Here is a 24,013-nt window from a genome sequence, read left to right as displayed (position 1 = left end):
AACAAACCCCTACTACATTTTGATTTTATTAATGTAACATAAAACTCACATAAGGTAAGGGGTTTTAGCACTATATGACTGCTTATTGTTAAATTAAGCTATAGAGTTATTAACATCACTAAGCACTTTTACAGGATTATCTGCTTGAGTAATCGGTCTGCCTATAACTAAATAGTCACTTCCTGAATCTATAGCTTGCTTAGGTGTCATTATACGCTTTTGATCACCCGCATCACTCCCTTCAGGGCGTATACCAGGCGTAACAAGCTTAAAGCTATCACCTAACTCTGTTTTTAAAGCTTTTGCTTCTTGTGCAGAACACACAACACCATCAAGCCCAGCTTCCTTTGCAAGCTTAGCTAAATAAATAACTTGCTCTTGAGCTGATTTATCAACACCTAAACGCTTAAGCTCTGTTTCATCCATACTTGTTAACACAGTAACAGCGATAAGTAATGGCGCTTTGTCACCAAATTTCTCTAGAGCCGATTTAGCTTTGCTCATCATTTCAAAGCCACCAGATGCATGAACGTTTACCATCCACACCCCCATTTTAGCAGCTGCAGTAACCGCTTTAGCTACTGTATTAGGAATATCATGAAACTTTAAATCTAAGAAAACATCAAAACCTAAATCAATTAACTCTTTAACAAATGCAGGTCCAAAATAGGTAAACATTTCTTTGCCGACCTTGAGACGGCAAGTATCAGGAGAAAGTTGTTTAACAAAGTTTAAAGCAACTTCTTGATCATCGTAATCTAATGCAATAAGAATTTTTTTTGAGTGTTCGAAAGACATAACTATCCTAGTGAATGGCAGTAAAGTTATAAATTATGGGGTTATTAAAATCCGTCTAAGCCTCGACTTGGAACAATGGTTTCCCAATGCTTACAAGAAGGGCAATTCCAATATATGGTGTAGCTTGTAAAACCACAATGCTGGCATTGAAAATCTGGTTTTGTAGCAATATAAGAGGTTACAAGCTTATCAATTTCGTTAAGTACTTCTTTAGTATTTTTATTTTGGTCACCCATTAATTGCAGTAAAAAACTAAAACCACGAATAGTAGGTTGACGTTTTAAGCTATCAGTTAAAAATTCAAAGGCTTGCTTGGTGTGACCTTGCTCAAGTAATGCTTGGCAATGCTTTATTTTAATTAATACTCCGCCCTTCTCTAACAAGTCACTGACTAACTCGTGAAATTGATGCGTCAAATTCAATTGTTTATAACTGTGTGCCAGCTCATCAATAAACAACGGAGCAAACAAGGTAAATTGAGAGACAAGTTCACGCCAGTAATAAATAGCTTTAACGTAATCTTCTTTTGCGTAAGCAACTAACCCTAACTCGTAAAGCGGACGCACGGCTTTATAATTTAAGCTAATCGCTTTTCTCATTAGTTGGGGTGTATTGTCACTTAAAGCTGACTCACAATAAAAATTAGCAATTGCTTTAAATTGCTGTTCTTTTGAAAATAGTTCGCTATGGGCTTCAAACATGTTGATGCCTTTTTCCCACTCACGGGTTTGCGAATATAAAGTGATAATAGGGTCCAGCGCTTCTACATGCCCTGCTTTAACTAGCCAAACTAAGTGCTCTTCCGCACTATCTAGTAGTCCGGCCATTATATAATCTTCGGCTAATTCTAAACGGCTAGTTGCAGCTTGTTGTTCATTTAAGCTTGGGTGTTTTAATAGAAGTTCGTGAATTTTTATTGCGCGGTCTAATTCACCTCTACGGCGAAACATGGTGGCAAGTGTAGAATAGTGTTCAACCGAGTCGGCTGAAACTTCAAGTAAGTTGATTAAATGCTCTAAGCCTTGATCTTCTTCTCTATCGAGTAGAAATTTTAAGCCTTTGCTATATTCAGAAGTGATCTGACGATTAAGTTGATGAGCTTGGTTTTTAGCACTGTTTTTACCCATAATCCAACCGTAACCAGCGGCAACAGGTAATAGTAAAAACAAAAGCTCAATCATAGTTAGGTGTCTTTATTCGCGGCAAGCTTTTTTTTATCTTTTTCAGGCGCTAATTGCTTTTTTAAGCGGTAGTTTTGCCACTTTAATTGCGAAAACAATTTAAAGCTAATAAAACAACCAATCAAAACACCTAATAAAAAGCAGATACTTATTATTACAGCTAAAGGTAGCGTATTACTGGCTATAATGTAATTTACTTGTACTAACTGTGGGTTTTGTGACCCTAATACAAATGCACTGATAAGGCATAGTGCAACCAGAATAATTTTTAATACCTTGAACAAGTAACTACTCCACTAAGTTAACTAGGCAATGCTTTCATTCACGCGGTCGCGTAATTCTTTGCCTGGTTTAAAATGAGGTACATGCTTTCCTTCAAGCTCAACTGTATCGCCAGTCTTAGGATTACGACCTGTGCGAGGAGCGCGGAAATGCAAAGAGAAACTACCAAAACCTCTGATCTCAATACGATCTGAAGTAGATAATGAGCCGGCCATTTGTTCAAGAATTTCTTTTACAGCATTCTCAACATCTTTCACTGGAACGTGTGCGTGTTGTTCCGCAAGTATTTCTATCAATTCTGACTTAGTCATAGCGTTTCCTTAAAAAGAGATATAGGAAGGGCAAAAAATGCCCTTCCAACTAAAAACTAATTATATATTAGTCTTTTTGTGCATTTGCGAAAGCAGCTGCCATTGCGTTTTCAAACACTGGCTCTTCTTTCTTAAGCTTCTCTAGTACTTCTTTCTCTTCTGCTTCGAAAAGAGCTTTTACAGATAAGCTTAAAGTGCGGTTCTTACGATCAACACCAACGTATTTAACTTCAATCTCGTCGCCTACAGAAACAACAGTAGTTGCATCTTCAACGCGCTCTTGAGCGATATCAGCTACACGGATGTAACCTTCTACGCCTTCGATAAGTTCAACAGTTGCGCCTTTCGCATCAACTTCAGTCACTTTACCTTTAACAATAGCACCTTTTTTGTTTGCATCAAGGTAGTTATTGAATGGGTCAGCTTCGATTTGCTTAACACCTAGAGAGATACGTTCACGCTCTGGGTCAACTTGCAATACGATAGCAGTGATTTCGTCGCCTTTCTTGAATTCACGTACAGCTTCTTCGCCAGGTGTATTCCAAGAAATGTCTGAAAGGTGTACAAGACCGTCAATACCACCGTCAAGACCGATAAAGATACCGAAGTCAGTGATTGATTTGATCTTACCAGTAACTTGATCGCCTTTGTTTTGTAGACGAGCAAATTCCTGCCAAGGATTAGCAATACATTGCTTAAGACCAAGAGAAATACGACGACGTTCTTCGTCAATTTCTAAAACCATAACTTCAACAGTGTCGCCAAGGCTTACAACTTTTGAAGGATGGATGTTCTTGTTAGTCCAATCCATTTCAGAAACGTGTACTAAACCTTCAACGCCTTCTTCGATTTCCACGAAACAGCCGTAATCTGTAAGGTTAGTAACACGACCAGAAAGTTTAGAACCTTCTGGGTAACGACCAGCGATAGCTGCCCATGGATCTTCACCAAGCTGTTTAAGGCCTAGAGAAACACGAGTTTTATCTTTGTCGAATTTTAGAACTTTAACTGCGATTTCGTCGCCAACATTAACGATTTCTGAAGGGTGCTTAACACGCTTCCAAGCCATATCAGTAATGTGTAGTAGACCATCAACACCACCAAGGTCAACGAATGCACCGTAGTCAGTAAGGTTCTTAACGATACCTTTAACTTCTTGGCCTTCAACAAGGTTAGCAAGAAGCTCTTCACGTTCTTGTGAGTTTTCAGATTCGATAACTGCACGACGTGAAACAACAACGTTGTTACGTTTTTGGTCAAGCTTGATTACTTTAAATTCAAGCTCTTTGCCTTCAAGGTGAGTTGTGTCACGTACTGGACGAACATCAACAAGTGAACCAGGTAGGAAAGCACGGATTGAATCAACTTCAACTGTGAAACCGCCTTTAACTTTACCGTTGATAACACCAGTAACAGTCTCTTGCTCTTCACATGCTTTCTCAAGACGGATCCATGCTTCGTGACGCTTAGCTTTCTCACGAGAAAGGATAGTTTCACCGAAACCGTCTTCAATTGCATCTAGTGCAACATCTACTTCGTCGCCTACAGCAACTTCTAGTTCACCAGCAGCATTTTTGAACTGCTCTGCAGGGATAGCACTTTCTGATTTAAGACCAGCATCTACAAGTACAATGTTATTCTCGATAGAGATTACTGTACCTTTAACGATAGAGCCTTGCTCTGCTTCAAAACCCTTTAAGCTTTCTTCAAATAACTGCGCAAAATTTTCTGACATACGAATATACGTCTCATATATTAATACCAATAAGCAACCATGCTGCATGGGGTTGTTAAAATAGCACTGGCATCCTGCTGGCGCATAAAATGTGTTTAGCTTCGTTTAGGAAGCTTACCTTCAGAGATAGCAATATCCAATAAAGTTATTACCTTATCAAACACTTGCTGTGCATTAAGATCGCTAGTATCGATCTCAATAGCATCCTCTGCAGGTACAAGCGGAGCAACGGTGCGATTCATATCGCGCTCGTCACGAGCTTGAATGTCCTGTAATAGACCACTTAGTGTAACATCAAGGCCGCGCGTATTCAACTCAACAAAGCGTCTACGAGCACGCTCTTCTGCACTGGCTGTTAAATATATTTTTAACGGCGCATCTTGAAAAACCACAGTGCCCATATCACGGCCATCGGCAATTAAGCCATTTTCAGTGCGAAATGCACGCTGGCGACGTAATAACGCTTCACGAACGCGAGGTAATGCTGCAACTTTTGAAGCCGCAGCGCCTACTTCTTCATTACGAATAGTAGTGGTTACATCTTCGCCTTCTAAAATAACTTTTCCTGCATTAGTTTGGCTATCTACCAAAAACTGCACATCTAAATTTGCAGCAAGCGGGACAAGCCCTTCTTCATTGTCTAATGCAATTTGGTGATGAAGTGCAGCTAAAGATAAAACACGATAAATCGCACCGCTATCTAATACATCCCACCCTAACTTGTCGGCTAACAAGCGACAAACAGTTCCTTTACCTGAACCACTTGGGCCATCAACGGTGATCACGGGCATTAATAACGCCTGCATTTAAAACCTCCTGCAATGCACACCTAAATAAACCGCGACATTATACGTCAGTTATTAAAATATATCTGCTATTAGTGTGTAACTTTTGTAATTACTTCTAATTAGCTTATTCACTGACTGACGCTAAAACATTGAAAAATGTAGGAAATGTTTTATAGGTACACTTTGGATCATTAATTGTTATTGGCTTTCCACCAACAGCAACCATTGCAAAACACATGGCTATACGGTGATCGTCGTAAGTATCAACAGCAACATCATTAAATGTTTCAGGTGGGGTGATCTCTATAAAATCTTCACCTTCTACAACCTGTGCGCCTACTTTACGAAGCTCAGTTGCCATTGCATATAAACGGTCTGTCTCTTTTACTCGCCAGTTATAAATGTTACGAATGGCTGTTGGGCCTTTGGCAAAAAGAGCAACAGTTGCAAGAGTCATGGCTGCATCAGGAATTGCATTGGCGTCAATATCCACGCCTTTTAGTTCGCCTTTGCGAACAACTAAACGCTCATCATACCAATCAATTTTTGCGCCTACTTGCTCCATTACTTTGGCAAAGCCTATATCACCTTGCACCGATTTGGCACCCACGCCCTTAATTTCAATCTCACCGCCTGCAATTGCAGCCGCAGCAACAAAGTAAGAGGCAGAAGATGCATCGCCTTCAACCATTATGCGATCTAATGATTGATACTGTTGACCACCTTTAACTTTAAAAGTTGCATAATCACTGTGCTCAACATTAACTCCAAAACGTGCCATTACATCAAGTGTAATATCAATATAAGGTTTAGAGACTAAAGTACCTTTAATAGTTATTGTTGTATCACCGTTAAATAATGGCGCTGCCATTAATAGAGCGGTTAAAAATTGACTTGAAATACTGCCGTCAATTTCAACCTCACCGCCTTTTATTTGGCCACCGACAATTTTAAGTGGTGGGTAGTCTTTGTGCTTTGTATAAGTAACATCACCACCCAATGCTTGCAGCGCGTCAACCAAGTGCCCTATCGGGCGCTCTTCCATACGTGGCTCGCCTATTAGCTCGTATTCACCAGCAACGCCAGCAAGTACTGCCGTTAAAGGTCTATAAGCAGTACCCGCATTACCTAAAAACAATGGCTCAGTCGGTGTATTAAACACACCACTAACACCCTCTACGGTGGCTACAGTGCGGTCATCATTTAAAGTTACATTTACACCTAATAACTTTAAGGCGCCCAGCATATGGCGTATATCGTCACTATCAAGTAAGTTTTCTACAACGGTAGTACCGCTTGCAAGTGCTGCTAATAATAAAATTCTGTTCGATAGACTCTTTGAACCTGGTAGGGTTACTGTGCCATTTACTCTAGAAATAGGTTCTAAACGAAGCTGCTCCATTAGCTGTGCTCCTTTGCAAAAGCAGCCATAAAGTCTACAAGTGCTTGAACACCTTCAATAGGCATTGCGTTATAAATACTTGCGCGCATACCGCCCACAATTCTGTGGCCTTCAAGAGCAAGTAACCCTGCATCTTTAGACTGAGCAACAAACTTATCATTTAAGCTTTCATCATTAAGCCAAAACGGAACATTCATACGTGAACGGCAATGTTTAGCTACTTTATTGGTATAAAAGATCGATTCATCAATAAAGTCATAAAGTAGCTGCGCTTTAGCAATATTTTGAACTTCCATCGCTTTTACGCCACCATTACTTTCAAGCCATTGAAATACTTCAGCAGCTAAATACCAAGCAAATGTAGGAGGCGTGTTAAACATGCTGCCTTGTTTTGCTTCTAATGCGTAATCTAAAATGCCTGGCTTAGGTAAGCCTTCACGCTCAAGTAATGTTTTACGAACAATAACGATTGATATGCCCGACGGGCCGATATTTTTTTGCGCACCAGCGTAAATTAAATCAAATTTATTAACGTCTATCTCGCGTGATAAAATAGTTGACGACATATCAGCAACGATCGGTGCAGTTGGGTGGCTTGGTACATCAAAAATTTCTAAGCCGTCAACCGTTTCGTTAGGGCAATAGTGAATGTAAGATGCATCTTCTGGTAACACCCAATCAGCAACCTGTTTAATAGAAAACTCGCCATTGGCATCATTACGCACATCAATAGAGGTTGTTTGAGTAAACTTGTTGGCCTCGTCTGTTGCACTTTTTGACCACACGCCATTTTCGCAATAAACCGCAGCTTTGCCTTCTTGGTGTAAATTTAATGGCACAGCACTAAACTGACCACGACCACCACCATGCATAAACAGCACTTCAAATTCATCACTGATATTCATTAGGCGACGAAGGCTGGCTTCACATTTAGCTGTAAGGGCTAAAAACTCTTTGCTACGATGGCTTATTTCCATCACAGACACACCTAAATCTTGCCAATCTAGAAACTCTTTTTGTGCTTTTTTCATAACCGCTTGCGGAAGCATAGCTGGCCCCGCACAAAAATTATATTTACTCATTACCTTTGCCTCATTCCAGTAATTTAACTACTTAGCATGAATGCTCAATACCCACCCACTAAACCTTTGAGTTTTAGTGAATGAATATAACTTCACACCCTATTAATTTTTTTCAACAACATTAAAAAAAGCGGCCAAGGCCGCTTTTTCAATATCAATTATTCTGAAGGAGGATTATCATCCGCTACTTCATCAATAACCGTATCTACAGTTTCAACGTCTTCAATATCAATCAAGTCACTTTCTGTAACTTCAATCTCTTCTATACGTTGTAAACCAACTACTTGCTCTTCGTCAATAGTTCTGATCAAAATAACACCTTGGGTGTTACGTCCAACCGTAGAAACTTCATTAACGCGAGTACGTACTAAGGTACCACGATTTGAAATAATCATGATTTCGTCGTTATCATCAACTTGTACAGCGCCAACAACAGCACCGTTACGCTCACTCACCTTGATAGATACAACACCCTGTGTTGCACGGCTCTTAGATGGGTAATCTTCTAGTTGTGTACGCTTACCGTAACCATTTTCAGTTACCGTTAAAATAGCACCGTCAGTTTTTGGTACAATTAACGATACTACGCGTTGATCATCGGCCATTTTAATACCACGAACACCTGTAGCGGTACGACCCATTGGGCGAACGCCTTTGAAACGAATCTCAGGGTTACCTTCTTCGTCTAATACTGGGTTACCGTTTTCATCAACAACTGTTGTTTCTTCAGCTTCTTTAAAGCGTACAACTTTACCTGCATCAGTGAACAACATAATTTCGTTGCTACCATCGGTAATATCAACCCCAATCAGGCTATCGCCATCATTTAAGTTAACAGCAATAATACCGCTTGCACGTTGACGACTGTAAGCCGTTAATGGTGTTTTCTTAACTGTACCAAATGCTGTTGCCATAAAGATGTATTTATCTTCTGCGTACTCGCGTACTGGCAATATAGCAGTAATACGTTCATCAGCTTCAAGTGGTAACAAGTTAACAATTGGCTTACCGCGCGCTGCACGACTCGCTAATGGTAACTGATATACTTTAAGCCAATATAAACGACCGGCCGTAGAGAAACACAATATAGTATCGTGTGTATTTGCAACTAATAGACGTTCGATGAAATCTTCATCTTTCATCTTCGTTGCTGACTTACCTTTACCACCACGACGCTGTGCTTCGTAATCAGACAATGCTTGATACTTCACATAACCTTCGTGAGAAAGCGTTACGACTACGTTTTCTTCGGTAATTAAGTCTTCAAGGCTGATATCGTGAGCAGCTGCATTAATTTCAGTGCGACGCTCATCACCATATTGCTCTTTAATTTCAACTAGCTCGTCACGTATAACTTCCATTAAACGCTCAGGAGTTGCCAAAATATAAAGTAGTTCAGCAATTAGTTCTAATAACGCTTGGTATTCGGTCAAGATTTTTTCGTGTTCAAGACCTGTTAGCTTATGTAAACGCAAATCAAGAATTGCTTGAGCTTGTTGCTCAGAGATATAATATTGACCATCGCGAATACCAAGTTCGCTTGCTAACCAATCTGGACGAGCAACATTGTCTTCACCTGCTTTTTCAAGCATACCTTGTACATTACCTAATTCCCACGGACGCGCTGTTAAAGCAATTTTAGCTTCAGCAGGTGTAGGGGATTTACGAATAAGTTCGATAATTGGGTCAATGTTCGCAAGCGCAATCGCTAAGCCTTCAAGCGTGTGTGCACGGTCACGGGCTTTACGTAAATCAAATACTGTACGACGAGTTACTACTTCACGACGGTGAATAATAAACTCTTCTAACATTTCTTTTAAATTGAAACATTTAGGTTGGTTATTAATTAGCGCAACCATATTCATACCAAACACAGTTTGTAACTGAGTTTGTGAATACAAGTTGTTTAAAATAACTTCGCCTACGTCACCACGTTTGATTTCAATAACGATACGCATACCGTCTTTATCTGATTCATCACGTAGCGCACTAATACCTTCAATTTTCTTATCTTTAACCAGCTCAGCAATTTTTTCAATTAAACGAGCTTTATTAACTTGATAAGGAATTTCGTGAACGATGATTGTTTCACGGCCTGTTTTTTCATCGGTTTCGATGTCGGCGCGTGCACGCATGTACACTTTACCACGGCCAGTTAAGTAGGCTTGTTCAATACCCTTCTTACCGTTGATAATTGCAGCCGTTGGGAAATCAGGACCAGGAATATAATCCATTAACTCTAAAATAGTTAAATCTGGATTTTGAATAAGTGCCAAACAACCATTTACAACTTCAGTTAAGTTATGTGGTGGTATATTTGTAGCCATACCTACTGCAATACCTGACGAACCATTCACTAATAAATTAGGAACTTTCGTTGGTAAAACATCAGGGATGAACTCAGTGCCATCGTAGTTAGGAACGAAATCAACCGTTTCTTTTTCAAGATCGGCTAATAACTCATGCGACATTTTAGCCATACGTACTTCTGTATAACGCATTGCCGCTGCTGAATCACCATCAACCGAACCGAAGTTACCTTGGCCATCTACTAGCATATAACGCAGTGAGAATGGCTGAGCCATACGAACTATCGTGTCATAAACTGCACTGTCGCCGTGTGGGTGGTATTTACCGATTACGTCACCGACCACACGGGCCGATTTTTTGTAAGGCTTGTTCCAGTCATTACTAAGCTCGTTCATTGCAAACAAAACGCGGCGATGAACAGGTTTTAAGCCGTCACGTACGTCTGGTAATGCACGTCCTACAATTACGCTCATTGCGTAATCTAAGTAGGAGTTTTTTAACTCGTCTTCAATATTGACTGGCAGAATTTCATTGGCGAGATCAGTCATTTGATATCACATTCCTTCAGTATCAGCTCTCAACAACCCGGTATTGGGTATTAAGAGTATTGTTATTATTTCTAACAGCCATGCTATCACAATTAATTTTAATTTACAGGCGCAAAACTTTGCGATTTATCAATTTAGCCCTATATAATGGCCTCAGATTGACGAGGAAGTATTTTATGACCGAACATCAAAATGTAGATCACGCAGAAATAGCAAAATTTGAAGCCATCGCCGAGCGTTGGTGGGACCTAGACGGAGAATTCAAACCTCTTCACGAAATTAACCCGTTACGTTTAGACTTTATAGCAAACAAAACGCAAGGCTTATTCGATAAAGAAACACTCGATGTTGGCTGTGGTGGCGGTATTTTAAGCCAAAGCATGGCGCGCATGGGCGCAAAAGTAACTGGCATCGATATGGGGCAAGAGCCTTTAACTGTTGCTAAGTTGCACAGTTTAGAAACTGGCGTAAATGTAGATTACATAAAAGTGCCAGCAGAAGAGTTTGCATCGCAACACCCAGAGCGCTTTGATGTAATAACCTGTATGGAAATGCTTGAGCACGTTCCCGACCCAGCATCTATCATTCATGCCGTAGCTGCACTTGCCAAACCAGGCGCAGACGTGTTTTTTTCAACCCTAAACAAAACACCTAAAGCATATTTATACGCTATTGTTGGTGCTGAAAAGCTTTTAAAAATGGTGCCTGAAGGTACACACGACCATAAAAAGTTTATAAAACCTGCACAGCTTATTACATGGGCAGAGCAAGCGGGTTTAAAAGTTCGTGCAAGTACAGGCCTTTCTTATAACCCACTATCAAAGCAATATACGCTCAATAGTGACGTTAGCGTAAATTACATACTGTACTTCGAGAAGTTAGCTTAATGGCTAACTCTCAAGCCCCCCTCCCCCTTATTGAGTACGATGCATTTTTATTTGATTTAGACGGCACTCTACTCGACACCGCTGATGATTTAGGTGCGGCTTTAAATGCAGTTCTCATTAATAATAAAATAGAGCCTGTTAGTAGTGATGTATACCGTCCTGCGGCATCTAACGGCGCAGGCGCATTATTAGAGGCTGGTTTTAAAGAGTTATGGGACACACAACCTCAAAGCGAGCTTATTAAGCAATTAGTTGACGAATACGCTGCAAACATAGCAAATCACACACATTGCTTCAGCGGTGTTGAATCGTTGCTTATTGCCCTTGATCAGAAAAAGATCAAATGGGGGATCATGACTAACAAACCAGGGTTTTTAACTGATCCTTTAGTGGCAGCAATTCCCGCATTGAAAAATGCTAGTGTAGTAATAAGTGGCGACACCTTAGCTGAAGCTAAGCCATCCCCTTTACCGCTGCTACACTGTGCAAAGCTTATGGGAGTGCAACCAAAACGCTGTTTGTACATTGGTGATGCACAGCGAGACATACAAGCAGGCAAAGCCGCAGGTATGCATACCGCAACGGCACTTTGGGGTTACATACCAAGTATTGATGAAGCCAACAGCTGGAATGCTGATTTTAACTGGCAAAGCCCAATTGATGGTTTTAACCATATATAGTGCCATGTTAATTAATAAACACTATATATTGTGATTGTGTTAGTTTTTACGCAAAGCTTGCTGATAAAAAAAGCAGTCAAAATTTATTTTTAAAATGCGTAAATTTAGCAGATCATTAGTTGATTTTTGCATATTTCAACTTAAATGATTGTTCGAAGGTGAGTATCTACTAACACAAATACGTTATCCCGAAGTTATCCACAAATAGGGGCAATTATGTCCCTTGCAAAACAACTCAGACCACACTATCTTGTGATCTCTAAATTGAACAACACCAGATATTGTGGCCAAATGTTATTCAATTAAATTCGCAAATATGGCGAAACTTATAATAAATGAGTATATACCTTGCCTCGGCGAGGTATAAAGCATTGGTCAAAATACATAATTCCCAAGGAATACAGGCAAATGAACCAACAGTTATCTGTAAGCAAACGTGACGGGCGTAAAGAGCCTCTTGATCTGGATAAGATCCATCGCGTTATTGAGTGGGCCGCCGAAGGTTTAAACAACGTTTCGGTTTCGCAAGTTGAATTAAAGTCGCACATTCAGTTTTACGACGGTATTCGTACTAAAGACATTCACGAAACCATCATTAAAGCAGCAGCGGATCAGATTTCAAAAGAATCGCCTGATTACCAATACTTAGCTGCACGTTTAGCTGTATTCCATTTACGTAAAAAAGCATACGGTCAATTTGAGCCACCACGTTTATTTGACCACGTAACAAAAATGGTTGGCGATAAACGCTACGATGCTCATTTACTAGTAGATTACACAGAGCAAGAGTTAGATGAGCTTGATGCATACCTTGATCATTCTCGCGATCTTAACTTTAGCTACGCTGCTGTAAAGCAACTTGAAGGTAAGTACCTCGTTCAAAACCGTGTATCGGGTGAAATATACGAAAGTGCACAGTTTTTATATATTTTAGTTGCGGCAAGCTTATTTTCAGATTACCCACGTGAAACACGTACTGATTACATTAAACGTTTTTACGATGCAGTATCTTTATTTAAAATATCTCTACCAACGCCAATTATGTCGGGTGTACGTACGCCTACTCGCCAGTTTAGCTCGTGTGTATTGATTGAATGTGGCGACAGCCTTGATTCAATCAATGCAACGTCGTCAGCTATTGTTAAATACGTTTCACAACGTGCGGGAATTGGTATTAATGCAGGTCGAATTCGTGCGCTAGGTAGCCATATTCGTAACGGCGAAGCGTATCACACAGGTTGTATCCCTTTTTATAAGCACTTTCAAACAGCGGTTAAAAGTTGTTCACAAGGTGGTGTACGTGGCGGCGCAGCAACATTATTCTACCCGCTTTGGCATTTAGAAGTAGAGAACCTACTTGTACTTAAAAATAACCGTGGTGTAGATGACAACCGCGTTCGTCACCTAGATTACGGCGTACAGTTTAATAAACTAATGTACTCTCGTTTAATTAAAGACGACTACATTACGTTATTTAGCCCATCAGATGTGCCTGGCCTTTATGATGCATTTTTTGAAGACCAAGCTGAGTTTGACGCACTTTACGTTAAATACGAACAAGACGAGTCTATTCGTAAAAAACGCATTAAAGCCATTGAGCTTTTCTCTATGTTTGCACAAGAGCGTGCAAGTACTGGTCGTATTTATTTACAAAATGTGGATCACTGTAATACACACAGCCCATTTATTTCTAAAGTTGCGCCAATTCGCCAATCTAACTTATGTTTAGAAATTGCATTGCCAACTAAGCCACTTAATAACGTGAATGACGAAGAAGGCGAAATTGCCCTTTGTACACTTTCTGCGTTTAACCTAGGTGCAATAGAGTCACTTGATGAGCTTGAAGAGCTAGCTGAACTTGCAGTACGCGCACTTGATAACTTACTTGATTTCCAAGACTACCCTGTACCGGCTGCTAAAAATGCAACTATGGGTCGTCGTACACTAGGAATAGGCGTAATTAACTACGCATACTACCTAGCTAAAAACGGTAAGCGTTATTCTGATGGCAGCGCTAATGCATTAACGCATAAAACCTTTGAAGCTATTCAATATTACTTGATGAAAGCATCAAACGAGCTTGCTAAAGAACGTGGCGCATGTCCTAAGTTTAACGAGACAACGTATTCACAAGGTATTATGCCAACAGATACGTATAAACGTGATTTAGATAAAATTTGTGATGAGCCACTTCATCTTGATTGGGATACACTACGTGCAAGTATTAAAGAGCACGGTATGCGTAACTCAACACTAAGTGCATTAATGCCATCAGAAACATCGTCGCAAATCTCTAACGCAACTAACGGTATTGAGCCACCACGTGGGCATATTAGCGTTAAAGCAAGTAAAGACGGTATTTTAAAACAAGTTGTTCCTGAGTATGAGCGTTTAAAAGATCAGTACGAGCTACTATGGGACATTCCATCAAACGATGGTTATCTACAACTTGTTGGCATAATGCAAAAATTTGTTGACCAAACAATTTCTGCAAATACAAATTATGATCCAAACAAGTTCGAAGGCGGTAAAGTACCTATGCAAGTCTTATTAAAAGACTTACTAAGCGCGTACAAACTAGGTGTTAAAACCTTGTATTACCACAATACTCGCGATGGCGCCTCAGATTCACAAGAAGATGCTCCAGAAGTGGAAGATGACGATTGTGAAGGCGGCGCGTGTAAAATATAACTGCTGATTTTTATTTTAAGCGGGCATTTAGCCCGCTTTTTCTGATAGTTTTTTGAGTGATAAACATGTCTTATACTACTTTTAGCCGAAACCATAATAACCAAATGCAAGAGCCAATGTTTTTTGGCCAAACTGTAAACGTATCTCGTTACGACCAACAAAAATACCCAATTTTTGAAAAGTTAATTGAAAAGCAACTGTCTTTCTTTTGGCGTCCTGAGGAAGTAGATGTAAGTAAAGACCGTTTAGACTTTCAAGCATTACCAGATCACGAAAAGCATATATTTTTAAGCAACTTAAAATACCAAACACTGCTTGATAGTGTACAAGGTCGTTCGCCAAACGTGGCTCTACTTCCAATTGTATCGCTACCAGAGCTTGAAACATGGATAGAAACGTGGGCGTTCAGTGAAACAATTCACAGCCGCTCATACACACATATTATCCGTAACGTAACACAAGCACCTGAGCTTATTTTTGATGACATTGTTAGCAACGATAAAATTAGCGAACGTGCTGATGCCGTAACTAAATACTACGATGACTTAATTAACTCTGTATCGCTTTACAACTTATACGGTGAAGGCAAACACGAGATTAACGGTAAAACAGTTATCATTAATTTATTTGAGCTTAAAAAGAAACTTTACCTGGCTATGATGTCGGTAAATATTCTTGAAGCGATTCGCTTTTACGTAAGTTTTGCATGTTCGTTTGCATTTGCTGAGCGCGAGCTAATGGAAGGTAACGCTAAAATCATCAAGCTAATTGCACGCGATGAAGCACTTCACCTTTCTGGTACTCAGCATATTTTAAACATCATGCAAGACGGTAAGGACGATCCAGAAATGGCGATTGTTGCTGCCCAGTGCCGCGACGAAGCAATTAAAATGTTTGTTGATGCTGCAGAGCAAGAAAAAGAGTGGGCCGAATACTTATTTAAAGATGGTTCAATGATTGGCTTAAATAAACATATTTTATGTCAGTACGTTGAATACATTACCAATGCACGTATGACTGCGATTGGTTTGCCAGCACAGTTTGAAAATAACAGTAACCCTATCCCGTGGATAAACTCGTGGTTAGTGTCTGATAACGTGCAAGTAGCACCACAAGAAGCAGAAATAAGCTCATACCTTGTTGGTCAAATAGACTCTCAAGTTGATGCATCAGAATTTGGTGATTTTGATTTATAATGAGTGACAAGTCTACTGCAAGCATAACGCTTGCAGAAAACAGCCAGTGTATAGAATTTACCGCTGGCTGCCCTTCTCTTTTACACTGCTTAGAATCCATGAAAATAGACGTCGCATTCCAATGCCGTGAAGGCTATTGCGGCGCTTGTAGAGCAACGTTAGTGTCAGGCAGTGTTGAGTATAACGAAGAGCCACTTGCGTTTGTACGCGAAGGCGAAATACTGTTGTGCTGCTGTAAACCCAATGGCAATGTAAGTATTGATCTGAAATAAAAATCAATACTTACATCCATCGTTTATTAAACTTATCAATAGTGTGGAACGAACCGGTAATGTCCGGTAATTTTATAATCAAAAAGCATATCGCTTTTTTGCGGACCACGCCCTATATTATGCACAATAAGTGGGTTACCCGTATCTTGAGATAACTCATTAATCACCATACCTATATGAGGTAAATTACCTGGTAACATCCACGTTACTATATCACCGGTTTTATAATCACTCACTTTGTTGGATTTACTTAATACGTTTGCATGGCGCTCAAAGTAAGCTTGTAAATTTGGAACACGTCGGTGATCTATATTTTTATCAGTCTTAGTTAAGCCCCAAATACGTTTAGATGGATACAGCGCAAAGTTTTTTTGCATGTCTTCATGCACGAGTTTCTGTAAATCAACACCTAACTTTCTGTAACTTCTAATTATTACATCGGTGCACACACCTATATTTTTAGGTACATCCCCACCAGGGTAGCCAATAGAGCGATAAGCGCCGTCGTAAGTCACATCATGAGTTGTACGCTCAAGCAGAGCTGAAACAATATCTTCTTCAAACGATGCTGCATTACTATTAATACACGCTAAAGTAAGTAAACACCCAATAACCTTGTTCATATAAATTCCTTTAAACCTAAGGTTGAATTACAGCGTTTGAGATACGTACTTAGGCACATCTATTTTATCGCCTTTACTTACGAATTGCTCATCCAGAGCGTATGCCATTTTTTCAAGCGGTGCGTCGTTGTATCCCACACGTTGAATTTCGCTAATGTAACGTAGGATAAACACGTCTGGGCCAAGTTTGAGCCACTGCGCTACATGCACAAGCTCATGAAAATGAACCCTCAAATCTTTGGCAGCATCAGGAAGTATATAATAGGTATTTTTATACGTGATACCTGCTGCATCCATATCTACAAAATCGCCTAAACCCATTTCTCGCAGACCCGCAAAGTCTGGCTTTGGTATTTGGTCTACAACAACGTAATACGCGTTTATTAAAAACTCGGCAGGATAAAACCCATAAAATTCATTACTGAATTTATCACAACTCACTTTTTGACTACTGTATTTTAAATTTGTAGCGTCAATCCAATTTTCTATTTGTTCTAGCACAGCTCCTCTCCTAAAGTACAAATGCAACACACCATGTGTAAACCTTAATCTAATATTGTAGTAAATTTTTTAACCAGCACTTTTAGTATTAACACCTCGCAACTAGCGAAGAAAATAGAACACATAGAATATCTAAACACAAAGCTCTAAATCAAAATTATCATATAAGCATAACCGGTCTATAAACAGTAAAAACCTTTTTATACTTTTTAAAGTGTTATTATTTGTAACTAAAACAGTAACACTTAGAATCATGTATAATTTTACTAATACACTCTTTCGCATGAAAATAATGCGTTTCAGTCCCATTGTCTTACTGAGCATATTAAGTAATACAGTAAATGCTGAAAATATAAAACCGTTCACATCAGATGGCTGTAGTGCTTTTCCGGACGGCACCACAAAAGATAAAAAGTTGTGGCTTGCATGTTGTAAAGCGCACGACTACGCCTACTGGCAAGGTGGCACTTATTGGCAACGTTTAGAAGCAGATAAAGCCTTGCAACAGTGTTATTGAAGCCGGCGAAACGAGTATAGCGAACATTATGCTTGCTGGAGTTCGATTTGGTGGCAGCCCTTATATACCATCGACTTTCAGATGGGGCTATGGTTGGCCCTACCCTAGGTTATATCAAGCATTAACAACTGATGAAATTAAGCAAATTGCTGCTTTAAAAACGGTATTAATCCAAACCAATTAACACATTGTGAAAAACTGGGTTATGCAAATAATATCAAAAGGAATTGAATCACTATGCTTATACTGCTAAGTATCATTTTAACTTTGTTTCCAACGGTAATATCTTATTTTGTTTCACGTAATTACGCTAAAAAGGCTAAAGCGACTAATAAAGGTGCTTACATCAGAGCAGTGCTTTGGCCTAGTGTTTTCTCGTGGACACTATTTGCTGCTGTTGGGCACGGTGCAATCATCTTCCCCTTACCTTCAACGTTTGCGGTCGTGTTATATGTGTTTCTATATGACGAACGCGGTATCTATTTCCATCCTCACATATTTTTAAGCCCAACGATTCCAATAGCCGTTTATTTAATAAGCTATTTCAAATACAAAAAAGCGGTCAATAAAGAGCTAACGCCCTAGCCCACTGTTGGCTCATCAGTATCTTGTAAGGTCCAAAGCTGCACTTACTCCTGCTGTACACTTCTTTGCTGTGAAACTACAACGTTATTATCTGAATATAAATGTGTAAATAATAGGTCTGGTAAATAAATAAAGCGTCATTACCAAAAATAACGAGTTTACTAATGCACCTAGATATACAAAAAAGCCTTAAAGTAAAACCTGCTCACATCGTCTCATTTATTGTGTTTTTATTTGTTTCAATATCTACGTTTACCGCTCAAGTATATGCCGCTGATGCAGTATGGCCTTCAAAAACCACTTACAAATATGCAAATGTAAACGGTAAAAAGATATTTTACCGAGAAGCTGGCGCGCAGCATAAGCAAACCATTGTACTTTTACATGGGTATCCGTCGTCTTCACACAGCTACCGAGAATTGATCCCACTCTTATCAGGTCGTTATCATGTGATTGCACCTGATTATTTAGGCTCTGGTTATAGCGCACGCCCAAACCCAAAAACTCAAAAATATACTTTTTAATTTCTAGCTCAATACGTTGAAGGATTACTAACAACACTTAAAGTAAAGCGCTACAGCCTTTATATACACGACTTTGGAGCTCCTGTGGGCTTTAGAATGTTATTAAATAACCCAAATAAACTTGATGCACTTATTGTACAAAATGGTAATGCGTATTTAGAGGGGCTAACCCTACCGAGGCAAGCTTTTTTTAAAGCCGCGAATGAGGACAAATCACAAGCGCAGAGTGATAAAATTTATTCGTTCACGTCTAATAAAGCCATTATTAATAAGCAATATTTACGAAACGTACAAAGTAACCCAGAAGTAATGAGCCCTAATAGCTGGATGCACGATCTTCACTTTTTACAAACTAAATCCGATAGAGTAATTCAAGTACAATTGCTACAAGATTACTACAATAACCTTCTCGACTACCCTAAATGGCAAGCTTATTTACGCAAGTACCAACCAGCAACATTAATTGTATGGGTAAAAACGACCCTGCGTTTATAGCCGCAGGCGCTAAAGCATATTTAAAAGATGTACCGAACGCTGAAATACATTTACTCGATTCAGGACACTTTAGTGTTGAAGAAAAACCAGTTGAGATTGCAAAGTACATTGTGAACTTTATGGATAAGCTATAAATAGCGGAAATAAAAAACGCTGAGGGTATAAACCATCAGCGTTTCATTAAATTGTACTAACTTAAGCTAAATCCAAAGAAATAGTATTTAATATGGGTAACTGTCAGATCAAGTCTGAGCTAGTAAATTTTAAGTATTTAACCTTCTTCTTCAATAAGTGACTCTAGTAGATCGTGTATTTCAGCTTTAAGCTCTTTATCTTCAATTTTATTAGCACTAACCTTAGCATTTTGAAGATTTTTAATAGCCTCGTCTTTTTGACCAAGTTCTAGCTGCAGTGTAGCCATTGAAAAAGAAACTGATGACATGTGATCTTTGTTATTAATCGCAACAGACTTTTCTAATGCTTTTTCATAAGTCGTGATTGCCTCTTCTAGCTCTTCGGTAAAATCAGCCAAAGTTTCCCATTGTACTGGGTGATCTTTTGAGGTATTTTCGTTTTCAATACAAATCGCTTTTAATTGAGCAAATAAAGATTCAAATTTTTCTCGGTTATTTTTGTTAGCCGCCGCCATTAAATCTTCTGCTAGGTCATGTACCGCTTTATATATTTTTGTATTCATCATCACTGGTTATCCTTTAGTGCAACTAAACTAATTTACTGACTCAATTTAGCTAAAATGTATCATTACAGTCATTATAAAATGTATTTAAACAACTGATTTATTTAATTTGGTGTATAGCGTAATAATACATTAATAATGAACATCGCGTAGGCGTTAAACACACTGTAATTAAACTTTATCGCAATTACTCTTAGTAACCTCACACACTGAATAAACTTGCAACCCAATCCAACGTAAAGATGGTCGTAAACACTTTAAGTGCAATGACAACTATAAATAATAAGATGATTGCCGCTTTGGCTTTACTACTTTTGAGGTTGTTCCAATATAATAACTTTGCATTAAATTCTGTTTTTAACTTAGTAACAGCTTCTTTCATAATTACATCCTACTTAGGGATCCCGCTCAGCAACATTTAATAACTACAAAGCTGCCCAAGCAGGTTTCATAATATTTTTCGCCACCTTAGAGTAAAGCATTAAATAAAGCCTGTACTATATAAAATGTAACAAGGGGTTTTAACTTAAGTTATTGTATCTAACTTTTTTACACACCCAAAAAGCAAACACTGGGGCAATTCAGTAGAGCGTTAATAATAAATTTGGTGCTACACTAATACCTAACTTAAATGTGTTAACAGCCAACTAAATTAGCAAATTATGAAAGAGTGCAACCAGTGTGGTAAATGCTGTATTAAATATGGTGGCGGCGACTTAAGCGCAACGAAAGAAGAAATAGGTTTATGGGAGCTCTTTAACCCCGAAATTTATGAGTACGTTAAAAACAACGAAATTTGGTTTGACCCAAAAACAGGCTTAAGACTTCAAGTGTGCCCATTTTTAGAAATTGCGCCTAAAAAGGAGCCTCTCGCTAAAAATATGTATACCTGCAGTATTTACCTTGACCGTCCAGAAGACTGCCGTCACTACCCTAGCCTTATTTCAGAGATGATCCGCGACGAATGCGAAATGATTGAATCTATAGATATAACAAACCAGACAAGAGCGCAGCATAAACTAGATTTGATAATGATAGATAGCCGCTCTTAAATACCCAGATAAACCTGCAGCGCTATGAGTCTCGCACTTAAATAAATAAGTATTTCTATTAACATACCTATTATTATAATTTTTATAAAATTGGTTTAATCGTCATTTTTAGATCATTCATCGCAAAACACAAAGTTATACTATAACATTGTTGATTCACTGATTTTGCGGTGTTATATTATATCACAACATAATAACCGCGAACCAATATATCCATGACAAAGTTAACATTAATCTCCTCTGCTATTTTTTCTGTTTTATGTTCTCAATCAGCTTTGGCTGCCACTGTTACTGGTAAAGTAATGGATGATAAAAATCAACCAATCAAAAATGCCTCAATTCATGTGCATGGCAAAAACCAAAGCGTTAAAAGTAATGATTTAGGCGAATTTGCTATAGAAATCGATGCAAATAGCCAATTACATATTAGTAAAGACAACTACGTAGACTCTCGTATTGCTGTAAGCGAATCTTCAAATAATCTGTCTGTGTCACTTAAGCCAACATCAGTTGAGACAGTGGTTGTTTATGCCTCTGCACTTCATAAAAATAGCCTCGAGATGATATCGCCAGTAAGCGTGCTCTCAGGTGATGAATTAAGAAATAAATCTAAACCAACTCTTGGTGAAACGCTAAAAGGTTTACCAGGCGTAAATGCAAGTTACTTTGGCCCTGTATCATCAAGCCCAATTATTCGTGGTTTAGATGGCCCTCGCGTTAAAATCACACAAAACGGATTAGATGCCAGCGATGCATCACGTATTGGCCCAGACCATGCGACATCAAGCGATAGCCTAGCAGCAGAACAAATTGAAGTATTACGTGGCCCAAGTACCCTACTTTATGGCTCTGGTGCAATTGGCGGTGTTGTAAACGTGGTTGATAACCGCATTCCTACAGACAATATCGACGAGCTTACGGGTGCTGCTGAATACAGCCACGATACAGTGTCAAACTCAAACACAGTAGCTGCAAAACTTGAAACAGGTAATGAAGGCTTTAACCTTCATTTTGATGGCACTAAGCGCAGTGGCGATGATTACCAAACACCCACCTTCACTATTGCCGACGATGATGGCGATGTAGAAACAGAGAATTCTGTAGAAAATACTTTTATTGATAGCGAAACACTTAACTTTGGTACTAGCTATGTTGGCGATCATTTAACGATTGGTTTTTCGTACGGTAGTATTGATACCGATTACGGTATTCCTGGGCATGAGCATCATCACGATCACGAAGGTGAAACTGAAGAAGAGCATGCAGAACATGAAGACGAAGCAGCTGAAGAGCCGGTTTATGCACATTTAGAGCAAGATCGCTGGCAAGGGCTTGTAAGTTACGCCCTTCATAATAACTGGATTGAAACCATCAACCTACGTGTTGGCTACACAGATTACTCGCACAGCGAAATTGAAGATGGCGAAATTGGTACTACTTTTAAAAATAAAACGACTGAAGCACGTTTAAATGTAGAGCATAAGTTTGCTGATTGGCACGGAATGATGGGCTATCACTACAGCGATTCTGACTACGATGCAATTGGTGAAGAAGCCTTTACACCCGCAAGTGTAACTACAACTAACGCATTATATTTACTAGAAGAGCGTGAATTTGGCGACATTACAATTGAACTTGGCGCACGTGTTGAAGATTACAAAATTGAAAGCCAAATCATGGCACACGAGCATAGCCACGATGAAGTAGAAATAGATCACAGCGACGAAGAAACCATTGGGTATAATGAAAGTTTTACCAATTTAAGTGCCTCTGCTGGTGCCATTTGGCAATACAAGCCAGGTCATAGTATCGCTACGAGTATTTCTCATTCAGAACGAGCACCACTTTCGGCAGAGCTTTTATCTAACGGTTTACACATTGCAACTGGCACTTACGAGCTAGGCCTTGGTTACAATATTGAAGATAATGAAGCGCATTTTGAGCCAGAAAATATCAAGCAGGAAACTTCAACAAACTTAGATTTAAGCTTTAGACGCTTTAGCGGCGATTTTGGTTACACCGTTAACTTTTTCTATAACGATATCAAAAACTTTTATTTTCAAGAAAATACGGGGTTAGTTTACGATGAAGAAGATGGTTTAGAATCAGCTATTGGTGCACATGACGATGCTGTTGCGGTTTATCAATTTACAAGTAAAGACGCAGAGCTTTATGGAATTGAGTTTGACGCGCATTACCAAGTAACACCAAGCGCTATGGTTAAAGTATTTGGTGACTCAACTCGTGCAAAACTAAAAGACGACGAAGGTAATTTACCACGTATCCCTGCCAATAAATTAGGCTCTGAGTTACAGTACGATTTAGGTGACTTACAACTAACATTAACGGGTACTCATTACTTTGATCAAAACGATGTAACTGCCTTTGAAACTCAAACTGATGGCTATACGTTATTTGATGCACAAGCTAATTACCAATTAGGTTTAGGCAGTGTCGATGCACAGCTGTATATAAACGTTGATAACATTACTGATGAGTTAGGTTTTGTACATAGCTCATTTATTAAAGATAAAGCCCCACTACCAGGCAGAAACTTCCGCTTTGGTGTTCGTGGCTATTTTTAATAATTAAAAGTAGTTTTAGTTTATAAACCGCATTTTATTAATGCGGTTTTTTTATTTTTAGAATATATAATATCGATCGGCAATAATACTTGATCAATTCAAGGGATTAAACTTTGCGCTAACTGCGTAAAAAATTATGATATACGACTGCATTGATGCAAAAGGTAGAGCAATGCAGGAGCAATTAGTGATAACAATTAGTTAGAAAAGTTTTTGCCTTGTTATCAACCCTATTTTCTTAGCGCAAAATAGATCACTTAATTAATCGAAT

The 24,013-nt window shown here is 39.0% G+C and carries 25 protein-coding genes; 12 read left to right on the top strand and 13 right to left on the bottom strand.

Annotation, left to right across the window (positions count from 1 at the left end; genetic code table 11):
• Positions 1–93: 93 nt before the first annotated feature.
• From pyrF to gyrA, 9 genes are all read right to left on the bottom strand, one after another.
• Positions 94–798, bottom strand: coding sequence for an orotidine-5'-phosphate decarboxylase (gene pyrF, locus H5090_RS03135; protein WP_149602755.1), 705 nt, complete (start codon positions 796–798; stop codon positions 94–96).
• Positions 799–842: 44 nt separating this feature from the next.
• Entirely contained in the window at positions 843–1,979 is a 1,137-nt protein-coding gene (gene lapB, locus H5090_RS03130) for a lipopolysaccharide assembly protein LapB (RefSeq protein ID WP_002961182.1), read from the bottom strand.
• A 2-nt stretch (positions 1,980–1,981) separates the two neighbouring features.
• Positions 1,982–2,263, bottom strand: coding sequence for a lipopolysaccharide assembly protein LapA domain-containing protein (locus H5090_RS03125; RefSeq protein WP_039489780.1), 282 nt, complete (start codon positions 2,261–2,263; stop codon positions 1,982–1,984).
• A 21-nt stretch (positions 2,264–2,284) separates the two neighbouring features.
• On the bottom strand, positions 2,285–2,572 hold the full coding sequence (gene ihfB / locus H5090_RS03120; RefSeq protein ID WP_002961178.1) for an integration host factor subunit beta: 288 nt from the start codon (positions 2,570–2,572) through the stop codon (positions 2,285–2,287).
• A 67-nt stretch (positions 2,573–2,639) separates the two neighbouring features.
• The gene (gene rpsA, locus H5090_RS03115) at positions 2,640–4,307 is read right to left on the bottom strand and encodes a 30S ribosomal protein S1 (protein ID WP_002961176.1); all 1,668 of its coding nucleotides are present in this window, start codon (positions 4,305–4,307) and stop codon (positions 2,640–2,642) included.
• A gap of 95 nt (positions 4,308–4,402) precedes the next feature.
• Complete coding sequence (gene cmk, locus H5090_RS03110) at positions 4,403–5,113, bottom strand: (d)CMP kinase (RefSeq protein WP_154903185.1); 711 nt, start codon at positions 5,111–5,113, stop codon at positions 4,403–4,405.
• Between the two features lie 106 nt (positions 5,114–5,219).
• A complete protein-coding gene (aroA, locus tag H5090_RS03105; RefSeq protein WP_182672604.1) occupies positions 5,220–6,497 on the bottom strand; it encodes a 3-phosphoshikimate 1-carboxyvinyltransferase in 1,278 nt (425 codons plus the stop codon).
• The gene (serC, locus tag H5090_RS03100) at positions 6,497–7,579 is read right to left on the bottom strand and encodes a 3-phosphoserine/phosphohydroxythreonine transaminase (RefSeq protein WP_182695002.1); all 1,083 of its coding nucleotides are present in this window, start codon (positions 7,577–7,579) and stop codon (positions 6,497–6,499) included. Before serC ends, aroA begins: the two co-directional genes overlap by 1 nt.
• Before the next feature lie 158 nt (positions 7,580–7,737).
• The gene (gene gyrA, locus H5090_RS03095; RefSeq protein WP_002961163.1) at positions 7,738–10,437 is read right to left on the bottom strand and encodes a DNA topoisomerase (ATP-hydrolyzing) subunit A; all 2,700 of its coding nucleotides are present in this window, start codon (positions 10,435–10,437) and stop codon (positions 7,738–7,740) included.
• Positions 10,438–10,613: 176 nt separating this feature from the next.
• On the opposite strand from gyrA, the gene ubiG reads away from it, so the two are divergent.
• The 5 genes from ubiG to yfaE all read left to right on the top strand — a co-directional run bounded on the left by ubiG (position 10,614) and on the right by yfaE (position 16,163).
• The gene (ubiG, locus tag H5090_RS03090; protein WP_024597262.1) at positions 10,614–11,324 is read left to right on the top strand and encodes a bifunctional 2-polyprenyl-6-hydroxyphenol methylase/3-demethylubiquinol 3-O-methyltransferase UbiG; all 711 of its coding nucleotides are present in this window, start codon (positions 10,614–10,616) and stop codon (positions 11,322–11,324) included.
• The gene (locus H5090_RS03085; protein WP_182695001.1) at positions 11,324–12,004 is read left to right on the top strand and encodes an HAD family hydrolase; all 681 of its coding nucleotides are present in this window, start codon (positions 11,324–11,326) and stop codon (positions 12,002–12,004) included. Before ubiG ends, H5090_RS03085 begins: the two co-directional genes overlap by 1 nt.
• A 408-nt stretch (positions 12,005–12,412) precedes the next feature.
• The gene (gene nrdA, locus H5090_RS03080; protein ID WP_002961160.1) at positions 12,413–14,695 is read left to right on the top strand and encodes a class 1a ribonucleoside-diphosphate reductase subunit alpha; all 2,283 of its coding nucleotides are present in this window, start codon (positions 12,413–12,415) and stop codon (positions 14,693–14,695) included.
• A 65-nt stretch (positions 14,696–14,760) separates the two neighbouring features.
• Positions 14,761–15,891: a class Ia ribonucleoside-diphosphate reductase subunit beta gene (gene nrdB / locus H5090_RS03075; protein ID WP_002961159.1), complete on the top strand. Its 1,131-nt coding sequence runs from the start codon at positions 14,761–14,763 to the stop codon at positions 15,889–15,891.
• Positions 15,891–16,163, top strand: coding sequence for a class I ribonucleotide reductase maintenance protein YfaE (yfaE, locus tag H5090_RS03070; protein ID WP_182672601.1), 273 nt, complete (start codon positions 15,891–15,893; stop codon positions 16,161–16,163). Before nrdB ends, yfaE begins: the two co-directional genes overlap by 1 nt.
• A 35-nt stretch (positions 16,164–16,198) precedes the next feature.
• On the opposite strand, the gene H5090_RS03065 is transcribed toward yfaE, so the two are convergent.
• Together H5090_RS03065 and H5090_RS03060 are read right to left on the bottom strand one after the other, a co-directional pair.
• Entirely contained in the window at positions 16,199–16,786 is a 588-nt protein-coding gene (locus H5090_RS03065; RefSeq protein WP_182695000.1) for a DUF1287 domain-containing protein, read from the bottom strand.
• 27 nt (positions 16,787–16,813) lie between these two features.
• Complete coding sequence (locus tag H5090_RS03060; RefSeq protein WP_182694999.1) at positions 16,814–17,287, bottom strand: hypothetical protein; 474 nt, start codon at positions 17,285–17,287, stop codon at positions 16,814–16,816.
• 292 nt (positions 17,288–17,579) lie between these two features.
• Here H5090_RS03060 and H5090_RS20775 point away from each other — a divergent pair, with 292 nt between their 5' ends.
• The 5 genes from H5090_RS20775 (at position 17,580) to H5090_RS20760 (ending at position 19,542) form a co-directional block, all read left to right on the top strand.
• On the top strand, positions 17,580–17,804 hold the full coding sequence (locus H5090_RS20775) for a hypothetical protein (protein WP_259395033.1): 225 nt from the start codon (positions 17,580–17,582) through the stop codon (positions 17,802–17,804).
• Positions 17,805–18,041: 237 nt separating this feature from the next.
• Positions 18,042–18,389 carry a hypothetical protein gene (locus H5090_RS03050; protein ID WP_182693641.1) on the top strand — a complete coding sequence of 116 codons (348 nt, stop codon included), beginning with the start codon at positions 18,042–18,044 and terminating at the stop codon, positions 18,387–18,389.
• 164 nt (positions 18,390–18,553) lie between these two features.
• The gene (locus H5090_RS20770; RefSeq protein WP_259395032.1) at positions 18,554–18,913 is read left to right on the top strand and encodes an alpha/beta fold hydrolase; all 360 of its coding nucleotides are present in this window, start codon (positions 18,554–18,556) and stop codon (positions 18,911–18,913) included.
• Positions 18,914–19,009: 96 nt separating this feature from the next.
• On the top strand, positions 19,010–19,408 hold the full coding sequence (locus H5090_RS20765) for a hypothetical protein (protein ID WP_259395031.1): 399 nt from the start codon (positions 19,010–19,012) through the stop codon (positions 19,406–19,408).
• Entirely contained in the window at positions 19,381–19,542 is a 162-nt protein-coding gene (locus H5090_RS20760; RefSeq protein ID WP_259395030.1) for an alpha/beta fold hydrolase, read from the top strand. Before H5090_RS20765 ends, H5090_RS20760 begins: the two co-directional genes overlap by 28 nt.
• A gap of 137 nt (positions 19,543–19,679) precedes the next feature.
• Here H5090_RS20760 and H5090_RS03040 read toward each other — a convergent pair whose 3' ends face one another.
• Both H5090_RS03040 and H5090_RS03035 read right to left on the bottom strand, forming a co-directional pair.
• Complete coding sequence (locus H5090_RS03040; RefSeq protein WP_002961147.1) at positions 19,680–20,108, bottom strand: hypothetical protein; 429 nt, start codon at positions 20,106–20,108, stop codon at positions 19,680–19,682.
• Between the two features lie 199 nt (positions 20,109–20,307).
• Entirely contained in the window at positions 20,308–20,487 is a 180-nt protein-coding gene (locus tag H5090_RS03035) for a hypothetical protein (RefSeq protein ID WP_002961145.1), read from the bottom strand.
• A 280-nt stretch (positions 20,488–20,767) separates the two neighbouring features.
• On the opposite strand from H5090_RS03035, the gene H5090_RS03030 reads away from it, so the two are divergent.
• Together H5090_RS03030 and H5090_RS03025 are read left to right on the top strand one after the other, a co-directional pair.
• The gene (locus tag H5090_RS03030) at positions 20,768–21,157 is read left to right on the top strand and encodes a YkgJ family cysteine cluster protein (RefSeq protein WP_024597255.1); all 390 of its coding nucleotides are present in this window, start codon (positions 20,768–20,770) and stop codon (positions 21,155–21,157) included.
• A gap of 215 nt (positions 21,158–21,372) precedes the next feature.
• On the top strand, positions 21,373–23,742 hold the full coding sequence (locus tag H5090_RS03025) for a TonB-dependent receptor (protein WP_182694998.1): 2,370 nt from the start codon (positions 21,373–21,375) through the stop codon (positions 23,740–23,742).
• Positions 23,743–24,013 lie beyond the last annotated feature (271 nt).

Origin of the sequence: Pseudoalteromonas sp. SR43-5, assembly GCF_014163835.1 — a bacterium.
In the GTDB taxonomy this organism is placed as follows: Bacteria; Pseudomonadota; Gammaproteobacteria; order Enterobacterales; family Alteromonadaceae; genus Pseudoalteromonas; species Pseudoalteromonas distincta.
Note: the sequence above shows the minus strand (reverse complement) of the source record. Positions and strands in the feature narration are given on the sequence as shown.

Bases quoted from the DNA above. Each gene is read 5' to 3' on its own strand.
- pyrF (WP_149602755.1), bottom strand. From the start codon at position 798: ATGTCTTTCGAACACTCAAAAAAAATTCTTATTGCATTAGATTACGAT.
- lapB (WP_002961182.1), bottom strand. From the start codon at position 1,979: ATGATTGAGCTTTTGTTTTTACTATTACCTGTTGCCGCTGGTTACGGT.
- ihfB (WP_002961178.1), bottom strand. From the start codon at position 2,572: ATGACTAAGTCAGAATTGATAGAAATACTTGCGGAACAACACGCACAC.
- rpsA (WP_002961176.1), bottom strand. From the start codon at position 4,307: ATGTCAGAAAATTTTGCGCAGTTATTTGAAGAAAGCTTAAAGGGTTTT.
- cmk (WP_154903185.1), bottom strand. From the start codon at position 5,113: ATGCAGGCGTTATTAATGCCCGTGATCACCGTTGATGGCCCAAGTGGT.
- aroA (WP_182672604.1), bottom strand. From the start codon at position 6,497: ATGGAGCAGCTTCGTTTAGAACCTATTTCTAGAGTAAATGGCACAGTA.
- serC (WP_182695002.1), bottom strand. From the start codon at position 7,579: ATGAGTAAATATAATTTTTGTGCGGGGCCAGCTATGCTTCCGCAAGCG.
- gyrA (WP_002961163.1), bottom strand. From the start codon at position 10,437: ATGACTGATCTCGCCAATGAAATTCTGCCAGTCAATATTGAAGACGAG.
- ubiG (WP_024597262.1), top strand. From the start codon at position 10,614: ATGACCGAACATCAAAATGTAGATCACGCAGAAATAGCAAAATTTGAA.
- H5090_RS03085 (WP_182695001.1), top strand. From the start codon at position 11,324: ATGGCTAACTCTCAAGCCCCCCTCCCCCTTATTGAGTACGATGCATTT.
- nrdA (WP_002961160.1), top strand. From the start codon at position 12,413: ATGAACCAACAGTTATCTGTAAGCAAACGTGACGGGCGTAAAGAGCCT.
- nrdB (WP_002961159.1), top strand. From the start codon at position 14,761: ATGTCTTATACTACTTTTAGCCGAAACCATAATAACCAAATGCAAGAG.
- yfaE (WP_182672601.1), top strand. From the start codon at position 15,891: ATGAGTGACAAGTCTACTGCAAGCATAACGCTTGCAGAAAACAGCCAG.
- H5090_RS03065 (WP_182695000.1), bottom strand. From the start codon at position 16,786: ATGAACAAGGTTATTGGGTGTTTACTTACTTTAGCGTGTATTAATAGT.
- H5090_RS20775 (WP_259395033.1), top strand. From the start codon at position 17,580: ATGCGTTTCAGTCCCATTGTCTTACTGAGCATATTAAGTAATACAGTA.
- H5090_RS03050 (WP_182693641.1), top strand. From the start codon at position 18,042: ATGCTTATACTGCTAAGTATCATTTTAACTTTGTTTCCAACGGTAATA.
- H5090_RS20770 (WP_259395032.1), top strand. From the start codon at position 18,554: ATGCACCTAGATATACAAAAAAGCCTTAAAGTAAAACCTGCTCACATC.
- H5090_RS20765 (WP_259395031.1), top strand. From the start codon at position 19,010: ATGTTATTAAATAACCCAAATAAACTTGATGCACTTATTGTACAAAAT.
- H5090_RS20760 (WP_259395030.1), top strand. From the start codon at position 19,381: ATGGGTAAAAACGACCCTGCGTTTATAGCCGCAGGCGCTAAAGCATAT.
- H5090_RS03040 (WP_002961147.1), bottom strand. From the start codon at position 20,108: ATGATGAATACAAAAATATATAAAGCGGTACATGACCTAGCAGAAGAT.
- H5090_RS03035 (WP_002961145.1), bottom strand. From the start codon at position 20,487: ATGAAAGAAGCTGTTACTAAGTTAAAAACAGAATTTAATGCAAAGTTA.
- H5090_RS03030 (WP_024597255.1), top strand. From the start codon at position 20,768: ATGAAAGAGTGCAACCAGTGTGGTAAATGCTGTATTAAATATGGTGGC.
- H5090_RS03025 (WP_182694998.1), top strand. From the start codon at position 21,373: ATGACAAAGTTAACATTAATCTCCTCTGCTATTTTTTCTGTTTTATGT.